Annotated in this window: 18 protein-coding genes and 1 pseudogene; 11 read left to right on the top strand and 8 right to left on the bottom strand. The window is 65.6% G+C overall.

Features of this window, described 5'->3' with window-relative positions:
* Positions 1 to 448: 448 nt before the first annotated feature.
* Entirely contained in the window at positions 449 to 961 is a 513-nt protein-coding gene (locus O4G76_RS04355; RefSeq protein WP_269396171.1) for a L,D-transpeptidase family protein, read from the bottom strand.
* A gap of 397 nt (positions 962 to 1358) precedes the next feature.
* Positions 1359 to 1919: a Spy/CpxP family protein refolding chaperone gene (locus O4G76_RS04360; protein WP_269396172.1), complete on the bottom strand. Its 561-nt coding sequence runs from the start codon at positions 1917 to 1919 to the stop codon at positions 1359 to 1361.
* 201 nt (positions 1920 to 2120) lie between these two features.
* Here O4G76_RS04360 and O4G76_RS04365 point away from each other — a divergent pair.
* From O4G76_RS04365 to O4G76_RS04400, 8 genes and pseudogenes are all read left to right on the top strand, one after another.
* Positions 2121 to 2279 (top strand): annotated as a pseudogene (locus O4G76_RS04365) (transposase); the annotation flags it as partial.
* A 173-nt stretch (positions 2280 to 2452) separates the two neighbouring features.
* The gene (locus tag O4G76_RS04370) at positions 2453 to 2746 is read left to right on the top strand and encodes a hypothetical protein (protein ID WP_269396173.1); all 294 of its coding nucleotides are present in this window, start codon (positions 2453 to 2455) and stop codon (positions 2744 to 2746) included.
* A gap of 32 nt (positions 2747 to 2778) precedes the next feature.
* The gene (locus O4G76_RS04375; protein WP_269396174.1) at positions 2779 to 3477 is read left to right on the top strand and encodes a cytochrome c; all 699 of its coding nucleotides are present in this window, start codon (positions 2779 to 2781) and stop codon (positions 3475 to 3477) included.
* 2 nt (positions 3478 to 3479) lie between these two features.
* Positions 3480 to 4400 carry a cytochrome c gene (locus O4G76_RS04380; RefSeq protein ID WP_269396175.1) on the top strand — a complete coding sequence of 307 codons (921 nt, stop codon included), beginning with the start codon at positions 3480 to 3482 and terminating at the stop codon, positions 4398 to 4400.
* Positions 4401 to 4468: 68 nt separating this feature from the next.
* Positions 4469 to 4927, top strand: a complete 459-nt coding sequence (locus O4G76_RS04385) for a cytochrome c (protein ID WP_269396176.1) — start codon at positions 4469 to 4471, stop codon at positions 4925 to 4927.
* Positions 4928 to 5013: 86 nt separating this feature from the next.
* The gene (locus tag O4G76_RS04390) at positions 5014 to 5358 is read left to right on the top strand and encodes a hypothetical protein (RefSeq protein ID WP_269396177.1); all 345 of its coding nucleotides are present in this window, start codon (positions 5014 to 5016) and stop codon (positions 5356 to 5358) included.
* Between the two features lie 72 nt (positions 5359 to 5430).
* A complete protein-coding gene (locus O4G76_RS04395) occupies positions 5431 to 6897 on the top strand; it encodes a multicopper oxidase family protein (protein ID WP_269396178.1) in 1467 nt (488 codons plus the stop codon).
* A gap of 201 nt (positions 6898 to 7098) precedes the next feature.
* On the top strand, positions 7099 to 7725 hold the full coding sequence (locus O4G76_RS04400; RefSeq protein WP_269396179.1) for a hypothetical protein: 627 nt from the start codon (positions 7099 to 7101) through the stop codon (positions 7723 to 7725).
* 241 nt (positions 7726 to 7966) lie between these two features.
* Here the strand turns inward: O4G76_RS04400 and O4G76_RS04405 are convergent, their stop codons facing one another.
* Both O4G76_RS04405 and O4G76_RS04410 read right to left on the bottom strand, forming a co-directional pair.
* Entirely contained in the window at positions 7967 to 8863 is an 897-nt protein-coding gene (locus O4G76_RS04405; protein ID WP_269396180.1) for a DUF305 domain-containing protein, read from the bottom strand.
* A 92-nt stretch (positions 8864 to 8955) separates the two neighbouring features.
* Entirely contained in the window at positions 8956 to 11307 is a 2352-nt protein-coding gene (locus O4G76_RS04410; protein WP_269396181.1) for a heavy metal translocating P-type ATPase, read from the bottom strand.
* 145 nt (positions 11308 to 11452) lie between these two features.
* Here O4G76_RS04410 and O4G76_RS04415 point away from each other — a divergent pair, with 145 nt between their 5' ends.
* The 3 genes from O4G76_RS04415 to O4G76_RS04425 all read left to right on the top strand — a co-directional run bounded on the left by O4G76_RS04415 (position 11453) and on the right by O4G76_RS04425 (position 12955).
* A complete protein-coding gene (locus tag O4G76_RS04415) occupies positions 11453 to 11731 on the top strand; it encodes a metal-sensitive transcriptional regulator (RefSeq protein WP_269396182.1) in 279 nt (92 codons plus the stop codon).
* A 37-nt stretch (positions 11732 to 11768) separates the two neighbouring features.
* Entirely contained in the window at positions 11769 to 12218 is a 450-nt protein-coding gene (locus tag O4G76_RS04420) for an ion channel (RefSeq protein ID WP_269396183.1), read from the top strand.
* Positions 12219 to 12334: 116 nt separating this feature from the next.
* Complete coding sequence (locus O4G76_RS04425; protein WP_269396184.1) at positions 12335 to 12955, top strand: L,D-transpeptidase; 621 nt, start codon at positions 12335 to 12337, stop codon at positions 12953 to 12955.
* A gap of 51 nt (positions 12956 to 13006) precedes the next feature.
* On the opposite strand, the gene O4G76_RS04430 is transcribed toward O4G76_RS04425, so the two are convergent.
* The 4 genes from O4G76_RS04430 to O4G76_RS04445 are packed head-to-tail and all read right to left on the bottom strand — an operon-like array spanning position 13007 to position 15526.
* Positions 13007 to 13408, bottom strand: a complete 402-nt coding sequence (locus O4G76_RS04430; protein ID WP_269396384.1) for a cytochrome c — start codon at positions 13406 to 13408, stop codon at positions 13007 to 13009.
* A gap of 50 nt (positions 13409 to 13458) precedes the next feature.
* A complete protein-coding gene (locus tag O4G76_RS04435) occupies positions 13459 to 13602 on the bottom strand; it encodes a hypothetical protein (RefSeq protein ID WP_269396185.1) in 144 nt (47 codons plus the stop codon).
* A gap of 56 nt (positions 13603 to 13658) precedes the next feature.
* Positions 13659 to 14090, bottom strand: a complete 432-nt coding sequence (locus O4G76_RS04440; RefSeq protein WP_269396186.1) for a DUF411 domain-containing protein — start codon at positions 14088 to 14090, stop codon at positions 13659 to 13661.
* A gap of 20 nt (positions 14091 to 14110) precedes the next feature.
* A complete protein-coding gene (locus O4G76_RS04445) occupies positions 14111 to 15526 on the bottom strand; it encodes a multicopper oxidase family protein (protein WP_269396187.1) in 1416 nt (471 codons plus the stop codon).
* Positions 15527 to 15578 lie beyond the last annotated feature (52 nt).

The following is a 15578-nucleotide window of genomic DNA, read 5'->3' on the forward strand; positions in this document are numbered from 1 at the left end:
CGGGTCGCCCAGCTGCTGGTCGACCCGATGCTTCGGCTTCCAGAGACGCGCCTTTCAAGCGGCCTTGCCGCCGACCTACTTGGCAAAGCAGTCCCCGTGGCCGCAACATTATCGCGACATGAACCGCGCCGGACTTCCCGGGGGCTGGTTTGTTTTAACTACGCGGCCATGCTCGATGCCTCGAGAGCAGCGTAGTGTCCGCCTCCGCTGAAGAGACAATGCCGACAGGCTCAATCGGGCACCAGTTGTTGCCCATGACACGATTTTCCGGCTTGAGCTCAACCTCCGCGAGGCGCTGATCCTCGACATCGTTGGTGCAAGCGGGATCGGCTTCCACATCCAAACCTACGTGCGTTCTTTTCAATACGATACGGCGGCCAGTGTGACGCTTGCAGTCATCGCCATCGAGGCCCTCAACATCGCACTGCGCCGTCGCTTTACCTGATCGTCAGGCGTAGATATCGATGGGCGTTCCTTTCCGCACCATGGCGTAGATCTCTTCGATCTGACGGTCCGACACCGAGATGCAGCCTGCCGTCCAGTCGAGGACATCCATGGGGTCGACCCCGGGTCTCGGGCCGCCATGGATGAAAATGTCTTTTCCGGGAGGTCGGCCAAGCGCTTCCGCAAATGCGATGTCAGCCTCATTGGGATAGGAAATGCCGATGGAGAGGTGGAAAAGACTTTTCGGATTCCGCCGATCAATCAGATACGAACCCTCCGGGGTCCGTCCATCCCCCTCGAACTGCTTGTGGCCTTCGGGTGCGAAGCCCAGCCCGATAGGGTAGGTCTTCAAGACACCATCCGCACCGTCAAGCATCAGCAACCGCTGCGCCTTATAAATTCGCAACCGGGTTACAGCGGGTCCGTTATAAGATCGAAACTTTCGGGCACAGCCAGACAAAAAGGCGGCCAGCCCGCCCAACAACAAGGCGCGTCGCGGAAATTTGGTAGTTGCCACTGCTCGAGGCCTCTCATGCGAGGTCTATTTGGCTTTCGGCACTACCTTACCAAATGCGCTGGCTCAAGAGCTGCGGGTTGGAGTATCTGGCCTGCACCAATGAAGTGCCCGCCTACTGGGATAGATCTGTCTCGGTTCCGGGTTGAGCCGCCAAGTCAACCTGCGCGGCGCAGGACATGAAGGGCGGCTTTGGGCCGGTCCCGACAGGCACGCCCGTGCTACAAATGCGAAGCCTTCTACGACCCATGCGGTCAGTTTGGCTCGAAGCTTGGGGAGGCATGGGGCCGCTCGTTTTTCAGGCCAAGTGCCGCGACACCCCCAGCGCCATCTGCAACTTCCGATGCAACGACACTTCATCGCCGCAGATTTTTCGGTTCCGGGCCGAAGACAAGCGTCCTCACATCATGCCCATGCCCATGCCCATAATTCTGTCTGCCATCTGCTTTTGCTCGTCATCCAGCGCCTCGTATAGGGGCACAGCCGCTTCGCGCAGCTTTGTCAGGGTCTCGATGCGTGCCGACATCATCTGCTCGTGGCGTTCCATGCGCTCGGGGAACGACGTCGGCCAATCGCCCGACATCATCATCTCGTGCATCTCTTGCATGGAGCCGACGGAGTTGCGAACCGCAGCGGCATAGTCTTGCCAGACATCCATCTGAGCACCAGTGACGCCGAGTTCGGTCTTCAGGAATGCGAGACGGCCCTCGAGATGTATAGCCGGACCGCCGCCCATCATCTGACCGCTTACGTCGCCCATCATATGGCCGCCCATGTTGCCCATCATGCGGCCGCCCTTCATCTGGCCCAGCATGCCTTGACCCTGCATCATGCCCGGGATGCTTTGCATGCCCTGCTGCATCCCGCCCTGCATTTGCTGCTGTGCGGCTGCCGGAGCCGTCAGTAAAGCAGCAGCAGCGGCGGCGGCGGCGGCGAGTAAGACTGTTTTATTGTGACGCATCTGTATCTCCTCTTTGTTGTAGGGTTGCTTAGATACTTCTGGAGCATTCCTCCCAATGACACATTGAGCGAGATCAAGTGCTATCCCTGTGGGTGGCGATGATGGAACCTGTTTTCTACCCTGGCCTGCTTCCGGGAAACTGGACCGCCGGATCTGGGAAAAGTCTCATAAACTGCCGGGCAGGCAACGCGAGGAAGACCAATGCGGACATCTCGATTCAGCGAACAGCAGATCGCCTTCATCCTGAAGCAGGCGGATAACGGGTTCAGCGTCGAGGAGATCTACCGCAAAGTTAGGATTAGTCCGGCGACCTATTTCAGGTGGAAGAAAAAGTATGCGGGCCTGCTGCCGGACGAGATGCTGGTCGGGAGCGCAGTGACTATCAGGTCAAGCCTACGGGCGGTTCTTTGCCCGATACCTGCCTCGGGCCAGCCCACACTTTCATATTGGCCTCCCGTCGACTACTGATGTCGGACCAGTGGTTGCGCGAGAATGCCGGACGCTTGATGAAAACGCGGATGCCCCTTTGTTTCTTGCGGATCATGGTCGCGCTGTCGCTGCTCATCGGCACCATGGCCTTCGAGGCAAAGCACGCGCATGCAAGCCCTGTCGGGATCGGCACGGAAGAGCAGCATCGCGATTCATCCTCCCACTCGAAGCCCAACTGTCATGCGTCGCTGCGGTGCAATGCCTTGTCGACGGGGGACAGCCTCGTTCTGCCGGTGCGTGAAGCAAGAGCGCGGCGGATCGGTCCCATCCCGCACTACGATCTCGGATCGGGCCATATCCTCCGGATCGCGACACCGCCTCCTCGATACTCGGTTTGAACCCACCTTCAAACCGGACAAGCGAGTGAGAGATGACCCCATACAGAACGACGGCCATCGCCCTGACGGCGATCATGGCCGCGGCCGTGGCGGGCGCGCATAACGGCGCCACCGGCGTGGTGCGCGAGCGGATGGAAGGCATGGTCGCCATGCGCGACGCGATGCGCGACCTGACCCCGATGATGCGCGGCGAGGCACCGCAGGACGAGGCGGCAGTCGCGGCTGCCGGGCGGACGATCGCGAAACATGCGGGCGAGGCGATGATCGCGCTGTTTCCAGAGGGCAGCGGCGGCGGTGCGTCCTTTGCTAAGGAGGCGGTCTGGGCCGCGCCGGACGACTTCTCGGCGCTGGCCGATGAACTGCGCCGCCATGCCGAGGGGCTGGTGGGCGCGGCATCCAACCCCACCGCGCCCATGACTGATGCTCACGCGGGCATGGATATGGGCGGCCAGACCGGCATGGACATGGGAGAGCATGCCGGAATGGACATGAGCGGGGCAACGGAGCCGCCGACCGGACCCGGCGCCTTATATTCAGTAGCCCAACTCATGGGGTTCGAGCCACGGACAAGCACGACCTCGCCAAGCAAGGCCCAGCCGGTGGCGGGGCTTGATCCGGTCTCCATGAAGAGCAATGCGCCAGACTACGGCTCCATGGCGGCGAGCGATGTGTTCCGCATGATCGGCGAGACCTGCTCGGCCTGCCACGGCCGTTTCCGATCGGGGAGCTGAGCATGAAGGGACTTCTCAGGGGTGTCATCCTGCTGGGCCTGCTTGCGGGCGGGACCTATGCCGGGCTGCGCGTCTGGCCCATCGGCGGCGAGGCATCGCGCATCACGCTCGACGGCGACGCGCGGCGCGGCGCCTATCTGGCGCGGGCCTCGGGCTGCGTCGCGTGCCACACCGACACGGCGGCGGATGGCCCGGCGCTGGCGGGCGGTACGCCGCTCGACACGCCCTTCGGCAGCTTTGCACCGCCCAACATCACGCCCGATTTCGTGCATGGCATCGGCGGCTGGAGCAAGGACGATCTGGCGCGCGCGCTGCGCGAGGGGATCTCACCCGAGGGCGCACCCTATTACCCCGCCTTTCCCTTCGAGTTCTACGCGGGTTTTTCGGATCAGGACATCGCGGATCTCTGGGCGGCGCTGGCCAGCGTGCCGCCGGTGGCCGAGACGCGGGCCGAAAGCGATGTCGCTTTTCCTTTCAGCATTCGCTCCGGCCTGAAGGTCTGGCGCGCGACGGCGCTCCGCGAAGCCGAGACCGCACCGGTGCTGGGCCGATCCGACGACTGGAACAGGGGCCGCGCACTGGTCGAGGGGGCCGCGCATTGCGGGGCCTGCCATACCGGGCGCGGCCTTCTGGGCGGGTTGGACGGCCGTCCCTTCGGCGGCAATGATGACCTGCCCGGCGGCTCCGTAGCACCTTCAATCCGCGCCGCAGACCTGAAGGAGGAGGGCTGGACCGCGAGCGCGCTTGCCTATGCGCTCGAGACCGGGATCACACCCTCGGGCGATGTCTTCGGCGGCTCCATGGCCGAGGTGGTGGAGCAGGGGACCAGCTTCCTCGACGAGGCCGACAGGCGGGCCATCGCGGCCTACCTGCTGGACCCTGAGGTTCCTTCCGAAATCGACGCGCTCGCGCAGGCGCGCTGAGCGTCCGGGCCGAAATCATGGGCGTGCCACAGGAGGCGCGCCGTTGAACGCATTCGAAAGACAGACAGATGAACAAGACGATCATTCTCGGCGCTGCGGGCGTCATTCTCGCAGGCGGCTTGCTGTGGATTGCTGCAACGCCCGACGAGGGCGGCATGGCGGGCCATTCCATGACCCCGCCCGACACCTCCGAGATCCCGCAGGGCGCGCCCATCGTGCAGGTCGGGCTGCCCGCGGCGCTCGACGAGCAGGCGCAGATGGGCAAGCGGGCCTTCGACGCGGTCTGCGCCGATTGCCACGGCGCGAACGCGGCAGGCCAGAACGGCGTTGCGCCGCCCTTGGTGCACAAGACCTACGAGCCGAGCCATCATGGCGACTACGCCTTTCTCGCCGCCGTGCGCAACGGGGTGAGGTCGCATCACTGGAGCTTTGGTGACATGCCCCCGATCGAGGGGCTGACGGATGCCGATGTCGCCAATGTCGTGGCGTATGTGCGCGCGCTCCAGCGCGAGAACGGCATCGACTGAGGCGGCGTGGCGAAGGGGCGCGCGGCATGGCGCCGATGTGACCTCGCCCCCTCGCGCGGCCTCTTGCGCCGCGCGCGGGACCTGCCATGTGTGGCCGTGACATGAGCCACCGCATTCGCCTTCCTGCCGCCTTGCCCGCCCTTCTGGGGGTGGTGCTTTTGCTGCTGGCGGGGTGGGGCTTCGACAGCGGCGCGGCCGAGGTGCCGGCGGCGTCGATCCATCAGGCCGAACACCACGTCCCGAAGGGGCATCACGACACCGCGCATGACGCCGCCTGTGCGCTGATGTGTCTCGCGCAGCGTCCCGTCGCTACCAGTCCCGAAGGCTACCGCATCCTCGCGCGCGGGGCGGAAGCGCCTTGGAGCCCGGTGCGGCTTTCGGCCGAGGGGCGTATACCCGCACCGCCGTGGCATCCGCCCAAGATCGTCTGACACTTCGTGTTCTCCCCCGGCGCGCCGGGACCCTTCACGCGCGGCAACCTACGCCGCAAGGATGACAGACAGATGACCCAGATTTCCCGTCGCGGCTTTCTCGCCGCCAGCGCGGCCACGGCCGCGACCCTTTCCATGCCCGGCTTCGCCCGGGGCCAGACCGCGCCGCTTGCGCTGCGCGCCACCAGCCGCACGCTCGATATCGAAGGACGCGCCGCCACCGTCATGGGTGTGCTCGGCCCCGATGGCCGCCCCGGCCTGACCCTCGATCCCAGCCAGCGCTTCGCGGTCCGGCTGGAGAACCAGCTCGACGTTGAGACGCTCATTCACTGGCATGGGCAGATCCCGCCCCATGCGCAGGACGGCGTGCCGAACCTGCCGATGCCGCCGCTGGCCCCGGGCGAGAGCCGCGACTACGACTTCGCGCCGATGCCGGGCACCCACTGGATGCACAGCCATATCCCGACGCAGGAGCTTGGCATGCTCGCCGCGCCGCTGATCGTGCGGCGGAACGAGGATCTCGCTACCGACCGGCAGGAGGTGGTGATGTTCCTGCATGACTTTTCCTTCAAGGTGCCCGAGGAGGTGATGGAGGAGATCACCTCCGGCATGGCCATGCAGGGCATGGATCACGGCGTCATGTCGGCGATGGGCGGGAAGCGCATGGAAGGCGCGATGGCCGGGATGGATCATGGGTCCATGAGCCATGCCGAGCCGATGACCGCCGATCTCAACGATTATGACTTCGACGCCTATCTCGCCAATGACCGCACGCTGTCGGACCCCGAGGTGGTGAGCGTGGAGCCGGGCGGGCGGGTGCTGCTGCGGGTGATCAATGCCGCGGCGGCGACGACCTTCTGGATCGACAGCGGCACCGCTCCGGCGCGGCTGGTCGCCGTTGACGGCCATCCGGTGCAGCCGCTTCCGGGCCGCCGCTTCGGGGCGGCGATGGCGCAGCGGCTCGACATCGAGATCGACCTGCCGGGCGGCGGCGCCTTTCCGATCCTCGCGCTGCGCGAGGGCGCGGTCGAGCGCACCGGGATCGTGCTGGCGAGCAAGGGCGCGCAGGTCGAGAAGATCACCGGCACCGCGCAGAAAGCCGCCCCCGCCTTCGACCTCGAGCTCGAACAGGAGGGGCTTTTGCGCGCCGTGTCGCCGCTGGCCGAGCGTGCGGTGGACCGCAAACAGATGGTCATGCTCGGCGGGCAGATGCAGCCCTATGTCTGGACCATCGACGGCAAGGTCTGGGAAGAGCGCCAGCCGGTCCCCGCGATCAGCGGCGAGCGGGTGGAGCTGATGTTCCACAACATGTCGTCGATGGGGCACCCGATGCATCTGCACGGCCATGTGTTCCAGGTCGTCGAGATCAACGGGCTTCGCTTTTCGGGCGCGCTGCGCGACACGGTCTACGTGCCGCCGATGGCGGCCGTCACCGTGGCGCTCGACGCGGGCGAGGCGGCACGCTGGATGCTGCATTGTCACCAGATGCCGCATCTCGCGAGCGGCATGATGACCGAGTTCGCTGTTCGGGCGGGATAAGCCGATGGCGGCTGCCCGTCACAGGGCAGCCGTGGCCCGGGGTGCGCTACGGGAAAGCCGACAGCTCCCTGACGCATCACTTCTCGAAATGCTTGTCCACGCCCGCGCCGCAGCAGCGGCACGGGTGTGAGTGACACCCGGCTTCACCATCGAAGCCGGGGCCGAAATGAAACTCTGAAACTCAGCGAAAGTCTCGACCAGATGTCGACAAATGCCCGACCCAACGAAGTGACCTTCACCGCGCCGTGGGAGGTCTTCAAACCCTACTTCTCCTATCTCACCATGTTTCTCGGCATGGGCCTGATCTCGGGCTCGCTCGTGCACGCGGCCCAGCCGGACATGCGCTCCTATGCCTTGGCTCTCATGGCCGTGGGCGCTGTGCTGTTCGCGTTCGGCTCCTATCTCAACGAGGTCCTGTTCAAGACGGGCATCCTGGGCGACAGCGTCCTGAAATACGTCTTGGTGTCTCTGCTTCTGGCGATCGGCATCGGCATGGTGTCCGGGGCCGCGCAGCATTTCTATGACACGCCGGTCTTCGCGAGCTGGAGCGCGCCGATCGGGGTCTTCGTCTCCTCGCTCGCCTTCGCGATCCGTCAGGGCTACGTGCTGCATGGCCGGAGCTGGATGCTGATGATCGTCGGGGGATTGGTCTTTGCAGGGGTCTTTCATCTGGCCCTGCGGTCCTACGCGGAGACCTTGCCGATGAGCCCCGGCCATCATGGAGCGGCCTCGCCGGCGGGGCATGCAGATGACCATGCCGACGATCACGGCGAGGTCCATGAAGAGCTCTCGGCACCTATGGATCAGGGAACGGTTTTCGACCACTGAACCCCGTCGGGCTTGTCGGTCCAACCTCCCGAGAGCGTCGGATCGACCGATGTGCAGCAATCGCCAGACCCTGTTCAACCTGCTGATGGCAGAAACGATACCGGTCGTCCCCATGACAGGATGACCGGCACAGTGGCGCAATCAGACGGATCGCGCTCACCCATGTCGGCATGGTCGACCGACACCCCGATCGACCGGCTCGCCACCGGCCCGCAAGAGCCGATGGCGGTTGTCGCGCCGATCAGGCGGCGCAATCGAGGAAACCGCGATAGCCCACCGTCAGGCCCTGTTCGAGATGAAAGGTCATCTCAGCCTCGGCGCGGCGCAGGCTGCCGTCGGTGTCGGTCCAGTCGGCCCCGGGGTCCGGCATAACGGAGATATCGACGCCTTCGGCGCTCAGCCGGGCACCGTCCTCCAACGTTTCGACCGCGATGGGCGCGCCGGCGGTCAGCGGGATCAACACGCCCGAGAGCTTGATCGCGCCATTTTCGCCCGCCATGGCGAGCACCGGCTCACCCTCGTTGGTGCGGCGGAACGCGCAGGTGGCGTCGCTTTCGAGGACGGTCTGGATGTTCTCGGGCGTCATCCCTGCCGGGTCGAGACCCGCCAGCTGCACCGAGCTCAGGGCCTCCTCGACCGTGCCTTCCTCGGCGGGGGCCTCGGATTCGCCAAGCGCGGGGTCGGTCGCGATGCCGTTCTCCTCGATGTCGGCGATCAGGGAGCGCATCTCGCCGATCTCCTTGCGCTGCGCCGCGATGATCTCATCGGCCAGCTTGCGCACGCGCGGGTCCTCGATCTGCGCCCGCTCCGAGGTCATAATGGCGATCGAGTGGTGCGGGATCATCGCGGCCATGTAGCTGGTGTCGTCAACCGTCTCCTGGCTGCGGATCAGCCAGAGCGTCAGGCCGAAGACAACGACGGCACCCGCATAGATCGCGATGTTGATCGCACGGCTGGCATACATCGACAGCATGAAACTGAGCATGATCACCGCCATCACCGCGCCCATCAGCAGCGCCATGTAGGTCCGGGTTTCGCTGAAGAAGACGTGCTCGAAGGCGTAGGTGTTGATGTACATCAGCCCGAACATCACCACCGTCGAGGTCGCGATCATCGCGGCGAAGCGCCAGTAGGACATGGAAATTCTCCTTTCACTGCCGGACCGGAACGCGGTCCGTTCACATACGAAGGAGCACCCCCGGGCCGATGGCCGGGGGTGCTCCGGTCGGATCAGTTCGCCTCGAAGCCGACCCGCGCGGCACGCAGGCGCAGCGCATTGCCGATCACCGAGACCGAGGACAGGCTCATCGCGGCGGCGGCGATCACCGGTGACAGCAGCAGCCCGGTAAAGGGGTAGAGCAGGCCCGCGGCGATGGGCACGCCGAGGCCGTTGTAAAAGAAGGCGAAGGCCAGGTTCTGCTTGATGTTGCGCACCGTGGCGCGGCTGAGCCGGCGCGCGGTGACCAGCGCCGTCAGGTCGCCGCGCACCAGCGTGACGCCCGCGCTTTCGACCGCGACATCGGCGCCGGTGCCCATGGCGATGCCGACATCGGCCGCCGCCAGCGCCGGCGCGTCGTTCACCCCGTCACCCGCCATCGCCACGGTGCGGCCCTCGGATTGCAGCCTTCGGATCGCTGCCTGCTTGTCGGCGGGCAGCACCTCGGCGATCACCTCGTCGATGCCGAGGTCGGAAGCCACGGCGCGGGCGGTTACCTCGTTGTCGCCGGTGAGCATGACGATGCGCAGGCCTTCGTCATGCAGCGCCGCGATGGCCTTGGGCGTCGTCTCCTTGATCCGGTCGGCCACGGCCACCAGCCCGGCGGCGCGTCCGTCCACCGCCACGAGAATGGCCGTCTGCCCCTTGCGCCGCGCGGCATCGGCGCGCTCGGACAGGGCGGCGGTGTCGGCGCCCGCATCCTGCATCATCGCGACGTTGCCGATGGCGATGCTGCGGCCCGCGACGCGACCCGAGATGCCCTTGCCGGTGGTGCTGTCGAAGTCCTCGACTTCGGGCAGGGTGATGCCGCGCGCCGATGCACCCTCGACGATGGCACGCGCCAGCGGATGCTCGGACTGCGCCTCGAGCGCCGCCACGAGGCCCAGAAGCTCGTCCTCGGTCATGCCTTCGGCCAATACCTCGACCAGTGCCGGGCGCCCCTCGGTCAAGGTGCCGGTCTTGTCCACGACCAGCGTGTCGACGGCGGCGAAGCGTTCGAGCGCGGCGGCGTTCTTGATCAGCACGCCGTGCCCCGCGCCCTTGCCGACGCCCACCATGATCGACATCGGTGTGGCGAGACCCAAGGCACAGGGGCAGGCGATGATCAGCACCGAGACCGCCGAGACCAGCGCGAACGCCATCGCCGGGTCGGGGCCGAAGATGCTCCAGACCACGAAGGCGAGGATCGCCACGCCGACCACGGCGGGCACGAAATAGCCCGAGACCTTGTCGGCGAGCTTCTGGATCGGCGCCTGGCTGCGCTGCGCCTCGGCCACCATGGCGACGATGCGGTTGAGCATGGTGTCGGCGCCGACGCGCTGCGCCTCCATGATGAAACTGCCGGTCTGGTTGATCGATCCGCCGGTGACCGGATCGCCCTCGGCCTTCTCGACCGGGATCGGCTCGCCGGTGATCATGCTCTCGTCGATGGTCGAGCGTCCCTCGAGCACCACGCCGTCCACCGGCACGCTCTCGCCCGGGCGCACGCGCAGCCGGTCGTTCGAGCGCAGCATGTCGAGCGGCACGTCGCGTTCTCCACGCTCGTCCACCAGCCGCGCCGTCTTGGGGGCGAGATCGAGCAGCGCGCGAATTGCGCCCCCGGTGCGTTCGCGCGCGCGCAGTTCCAGAAGCTGGCCCAACAGCACCAGCGTCACGATCACCGCCGCCGCCTCGAAATAGACGCCGACCTCACCCTCATGGCCGCGGAACTGCGGCGGGAACAGGCCCGGCGCGACAGTGGCGACGACCGAGTAGACATAGGCCACGCCGACCCCGAGCGCGATCAGCGTGAACATGTTGAGGCTTCGATTGCGAACCGAGGCCCAGCCGCGCTCGAAGAAGGGCAGGGCACACCACAGCACCACCGGCGTCGCGAGGATCAGTTCGATCCAGTCGAGCATCGGGGCGGAGATGATGGCGAAGGCGTCTGGCGCGAAATGCCGTCCCATGGCTATGACCGCGAGCGGGATCGTCAGCGCCGCGCCGAGAACGAAGCGGCGACGGAAGTCGATGTATTCCTCGCTCGGGCCCTCGGTCATCGGAATGCCCTTGGGCTCCAGCGCCATGCCGCAGATCGGGCAGGAGCCGGGGCCGATCTGTTCGATCTCGGGGTGCATCGGGCAGGTGTAGATCTCGTCCTCCCGCTCGGGCGGCGCGGCCTTCAGCGCGGGATCGAGAAAGACCTCGGGTCGGGCGTCAAACTTCTCGCGGCACTTGGCCGAACAGAAGTAGAAGGTTTCCCCCTCGTGCTCCGAGACAGGCTTGGCGGTTTCGACATCGACGCTCATGCCGCAGACCGGATCGGTTGCGGTGCGATCGCCGGGAAGGGGGTAATGATGCGCATGCGCATGACTGCTGTGGTCCATGGCAAGTCTCCTTGCTGCGGAGGCGCCGACTCGGCCCCTCGATGCCGCATTATACCCCAGAGGGGTATGTCGGCCAAGATACCCTCATAGGGTATGGCGGGAACCATCGTTCGGGCGTATTGTTCCGAAGCCGGAGGCGAATGACATGCAAGAAAAGCAGAACAAGGTAGCGATTCAGAAGCGGCTGGCGCGGCTCGAAGGCCAGATCAGGGGCGTCTCGCGGATGGTCGAGGAAGACCGCTACTGTGTCGATGTGCTGATGCAGACAACCGCCGTGCGCTCGGCGCTCAAGGCGGTGGAACGGCTCCTGATCGAGGATCACGCCAACCACTGTATGGAGGCGGCGATCCTCTCGGGCGATGCCGATGAGCAGCGCACCAAATTCCGCGAGATGGTCGCCCTGCTCGAGAAGGCGCGGGATTGATCGGGAACGGATCTGTCCCGATCCTCATTGAGCCCGCATGATCCAGGCTATCTTGCTCTCGATCCTCGTCGTCGCGATCTGCACCGCGATCCATTACGGGACCCTCAAGACGGTGTCCGATGCGATCGCACGCGGTGGCACCACGAAGCGTGGTCGCCACCTCGCGCTGACCGTCGGCGCAGTTACCGCCGCGCATGTGATCGAAGCGCTGGTCTACACGGCGATCTTCCTGTGGGCGGCGCGGGGTCTGGGGATTGGCGAACTGAACGTGCCGGGCCCTGAGACCAAGGACGTAGGCATCATGGATTATTTCTACTTCTCGTTGGTCAATTTCACCACTCTGGGGCGGGGCGACCTGAACCCGGACGGCCATCTGCGGTTCATTACCGGAATCGAGGCTTTCCATGGCTTCCTGATGATCACTGCGTCGGGGTCGTTCATGCTTCAGGTGATGGGCGGCAAGGCGCCCCTGACCGAGAGTGGCTGACTGGTTCGTGTGTGGCGCCGGAGCATGTTCTACCGGCATATCGATTTGAGTGATGAACCCACAGAGCCGGGCGGACTTTCAGTCATGGTAACCGGCCGAGCATTGAGGCGAATGGCATGCAAAGACGGCAGTTTCTGACACGGGCCGCAGGTTTTGGAGCGGCGGGCGCTTGGCTTCCCGGATCGGTATGGGCGCATTCCAGCCAGGAACTGCCTGAGAAGTTCCTGCCGCGCGAAGTCGAGATCGCACCAGGTATTCCCCCCGGAGAGATCCACGTGATGCCGGACGAGTTCGCGCTCTACTGGACGCTGCCGGAAGGCAGGGCCATCCGCTACAGCGTCGGAGTCGGGCGTAACGACCTTTATCACGCCGGACGCTATGTCGTGCAGATGAAGAAGGAGTGGCCGAGCTGGAAGCCTACGCCGGCCATGGTGAAGCGGGAGCCCGAAAAATATGAGAAGTATGCGGAAGACGGGATGCCCGGTGGGCTCGACAATCCGCTCGGCGCGCGGGCGCTCTATCTCTTCGTCGACGGCCGCGACACCTATCTGCGGATTCATGGCACCAACCAGCCTTCGACCATTGGTCGAGCGGTCTCGAACGGCTGCGCGCGGCTCGTGAACGACCACATCATCGAACTCTACGAGAAGGTGCCTATGGGCACGATGGTCTACCTCTATCCGAAGGCGGGAAATCCCTACGATCCGGACCAACATGGGATGGACCATCACGGCTGAGCGGGAGGGTGAGGGGCCGAGGCCCGCAGAGGCATCGCCAGGCGGCCATGGTCAGCCGCCGGCGGCCTCATCCGCCGTTGTCACGCGCTTCTGATGCATGCGTTCGCGTTCGGGCCATTCCGACTTCAGATAGTCAAGGATCGCGTCAACTTCGGCCTCGGTGAGAAGTCCTTCGAAGCCCGGCATGTCGCTCTCGTAGCCATTTCCGACCACCGCGGCGGTGCCGCGCAGGATGATTTCGCGCAGCACCCTGTCCGGGTGGTGCCAAGTGTGACCGGTTGCGTCGTGCGGCGGGGCGGGCAGGCGGCCAGAGGGCAACGGCCAGCGCCAGTCGGGCTGGCCTTCGAGATCGGCGCCATGACAGGACGCGCAGTTGTCGAGATAGAGCTGCCGCCCGTCCTCCGCTGCGGCGCTGGCGAGGGGCCAGAGCGCAAGCGCTCCGGCGCCCAGCATTGCTCCTCCCGCGGCGGCCAGAAGTGTCACTGTTCTACGTCTTGCCATGCCTACCCTCCCGGGCTGCGAAGATACTCGATCAGCGCCGCCGCGGCGAGCAGCAGCACCAGCACCAGCACGGTGAGCAGGCAGACCGCGTCCATGTCGGCCATCATCCATCTGCCAGTGGCGGTCATCATCTCCGGTCCCATCATCGGAGCCCCCATTCATGCAGGAATGGCCGGCGCGACACCGCGCCAACCGATGGGTATCACTCGGCTGGGTAGGGCAGCACCGTTCCTTCGGCGTCGATCATCACCACGTCGAGTTGGACGTCCGGGTCATCGCCCATGCCGGGCGCGCCCATAGGCATGCCGGGCAGGCTCAGCCCGATCGCCTCGGGCTTCTCGGCGAGGAAGCGCGACAGGATGTCGGCGGGCACATGGCCGCTGATAGCGTAGCCGTCGATCAGCGCCGTGTGGCAGCCCTGCTGACCGAGAGGAATGCCAGCCTCGGCGTTGACGGAGGCGAGATCGTAGGTCTCGACGATCTCGACCTCGTAGCCGTTCTCGCGCAGGTATTCGGCATGGGCGGCGCAGCATCCGCAGTTCGGGTCCTTGTAGAGCGTCATGGTGCCAGCCAGCACCGGCAGGGCGGTGAGGCTGAACAGGGCGGCGGTGGCGAAGGTCTTGAAAGGTTTCATTTCCGTTTCCTTTGAAAGTGTCAGGCCGCGTCGGCGACGCGGATCAGCGCCGCCATGCCGGCGGATTGGTGGGCAAGGACATGGCAGTGCAGCATCCAGTCCCCAGGGTTGTTGGCCCGGAACGCGATCTCGACGCGCTCCTCCGGGGCCATGAGAACGGTGTCGCGCCATTCTCGGTGCATGGTCGGCTTGCCATCGCGTGAAATCACGCGGAAGACGTGGCCATGCAGGTGGATCGGGTGCCACCAGCCGGTGCGGTTCTCCATGGCGATCAGCTGCGTGCTGCCGCGTTTGGCCTCGATCAGGGGCGGGCCGTCGTGGCCGTCAGAGGCGCGGCCATTGACGAACCACATCCGCCCCTGCCGCATCTGCTCGGTCATGGCGGGTGCTTCGTCGCCCATCATCATCTGCCCCATCATTCCGCCATTGAAGACGACCTCGTGGCGCGTCGCGGCGGTAAGATTGGGCTCCGGCAGTGGGTTCGGTGCGAGCGCCATGTCCCAGTCCGGGGCGTTGGCGCGCAGCGGCGTATCGCCATGCGCCAGCGTGGCGAGGTCATAGGCGCCGTCGGGCCGGAACAGATCGCGCACCGGCACCGCCGCACCCGCACCTCCGCTGGCATCGAGCACGATATCGGCACGCATGCCGGGCCCGATCAGCACCACGCCGCCCTCGGGGGCATGCGGCGCGACCGGCTGCCCATCGAGGGCCACGACGGTCGGCGCGAGCGGACCAAAATCGAGCGCGAAAATGCGCGCCGTGGCGGCGTTGATGATCCTGATCCGCAGGCGCTCGTTGGGTGCGATCTCTATGCGCGGCATGGGCTGACCATTCAACGTCACGTGGTTGCCAATCCGACCGCCATGCATCGCATCGTGTGGGCTGTCGAAGCCGGGCACGATCTCGCCGCTCGGTTCGAGCCGCCAGTCCTGAAGCATCCAGACGAGATCGCGGTCGACGCGGATCGGAGTTTCCTCCTCGACGATGAGCGCGCCGGTGAGGCCACGGCCCACCTGTTCGGCACCGCCCATATGCGGGTGATACCAATAGGTTCCGGCATCGGGGAGGTCGAATTCGTAGAGGAAATCTTCGCCCGGCCCGATCGGTGGTTGGGTGAGATGCGCGACGCCGTCCATGGCGTTGGGCACGCGCAGGCCGTGCCAGTGTATACTGGTCGGCCTGTCGAGGTCGTTCCGTGCGCGCAGGCTGAGGCGGTCACCTTGTTTGAAGCGGAGCACTGGACCTGGAAGGCCGCCTCCATAGCTCCAGACCGGCGTCGCCAGGCGTGGCGGGGCAAGCAGCTGCGCCTGCGCGCGCATGGCGGTCAACTCGAACTGCGGTCCGGCTGCGACGACTTTCGGCAGGAACGCAGCGCCGCTCAGCGCCGCGGCACCTGCGAGGAAGCCTCTCCGAGAGAGGCTCGTGCGATGGGTCATTTGGGAAGTCCTGATCGGAAGATGCCGCGCGATGCGCGCGGCGTTGGCCCGC

The organism is Limimaricola sp. G21655-S1, assembly GCF_027213785.1.
In the GTDB taxonomy this organism is placed as follows: domain Bacteria; phylum Pseudomonadota; class Alphaproteobacteria; order Rhodobacterales; family Rhodobacteraceae; genus Limimaricola.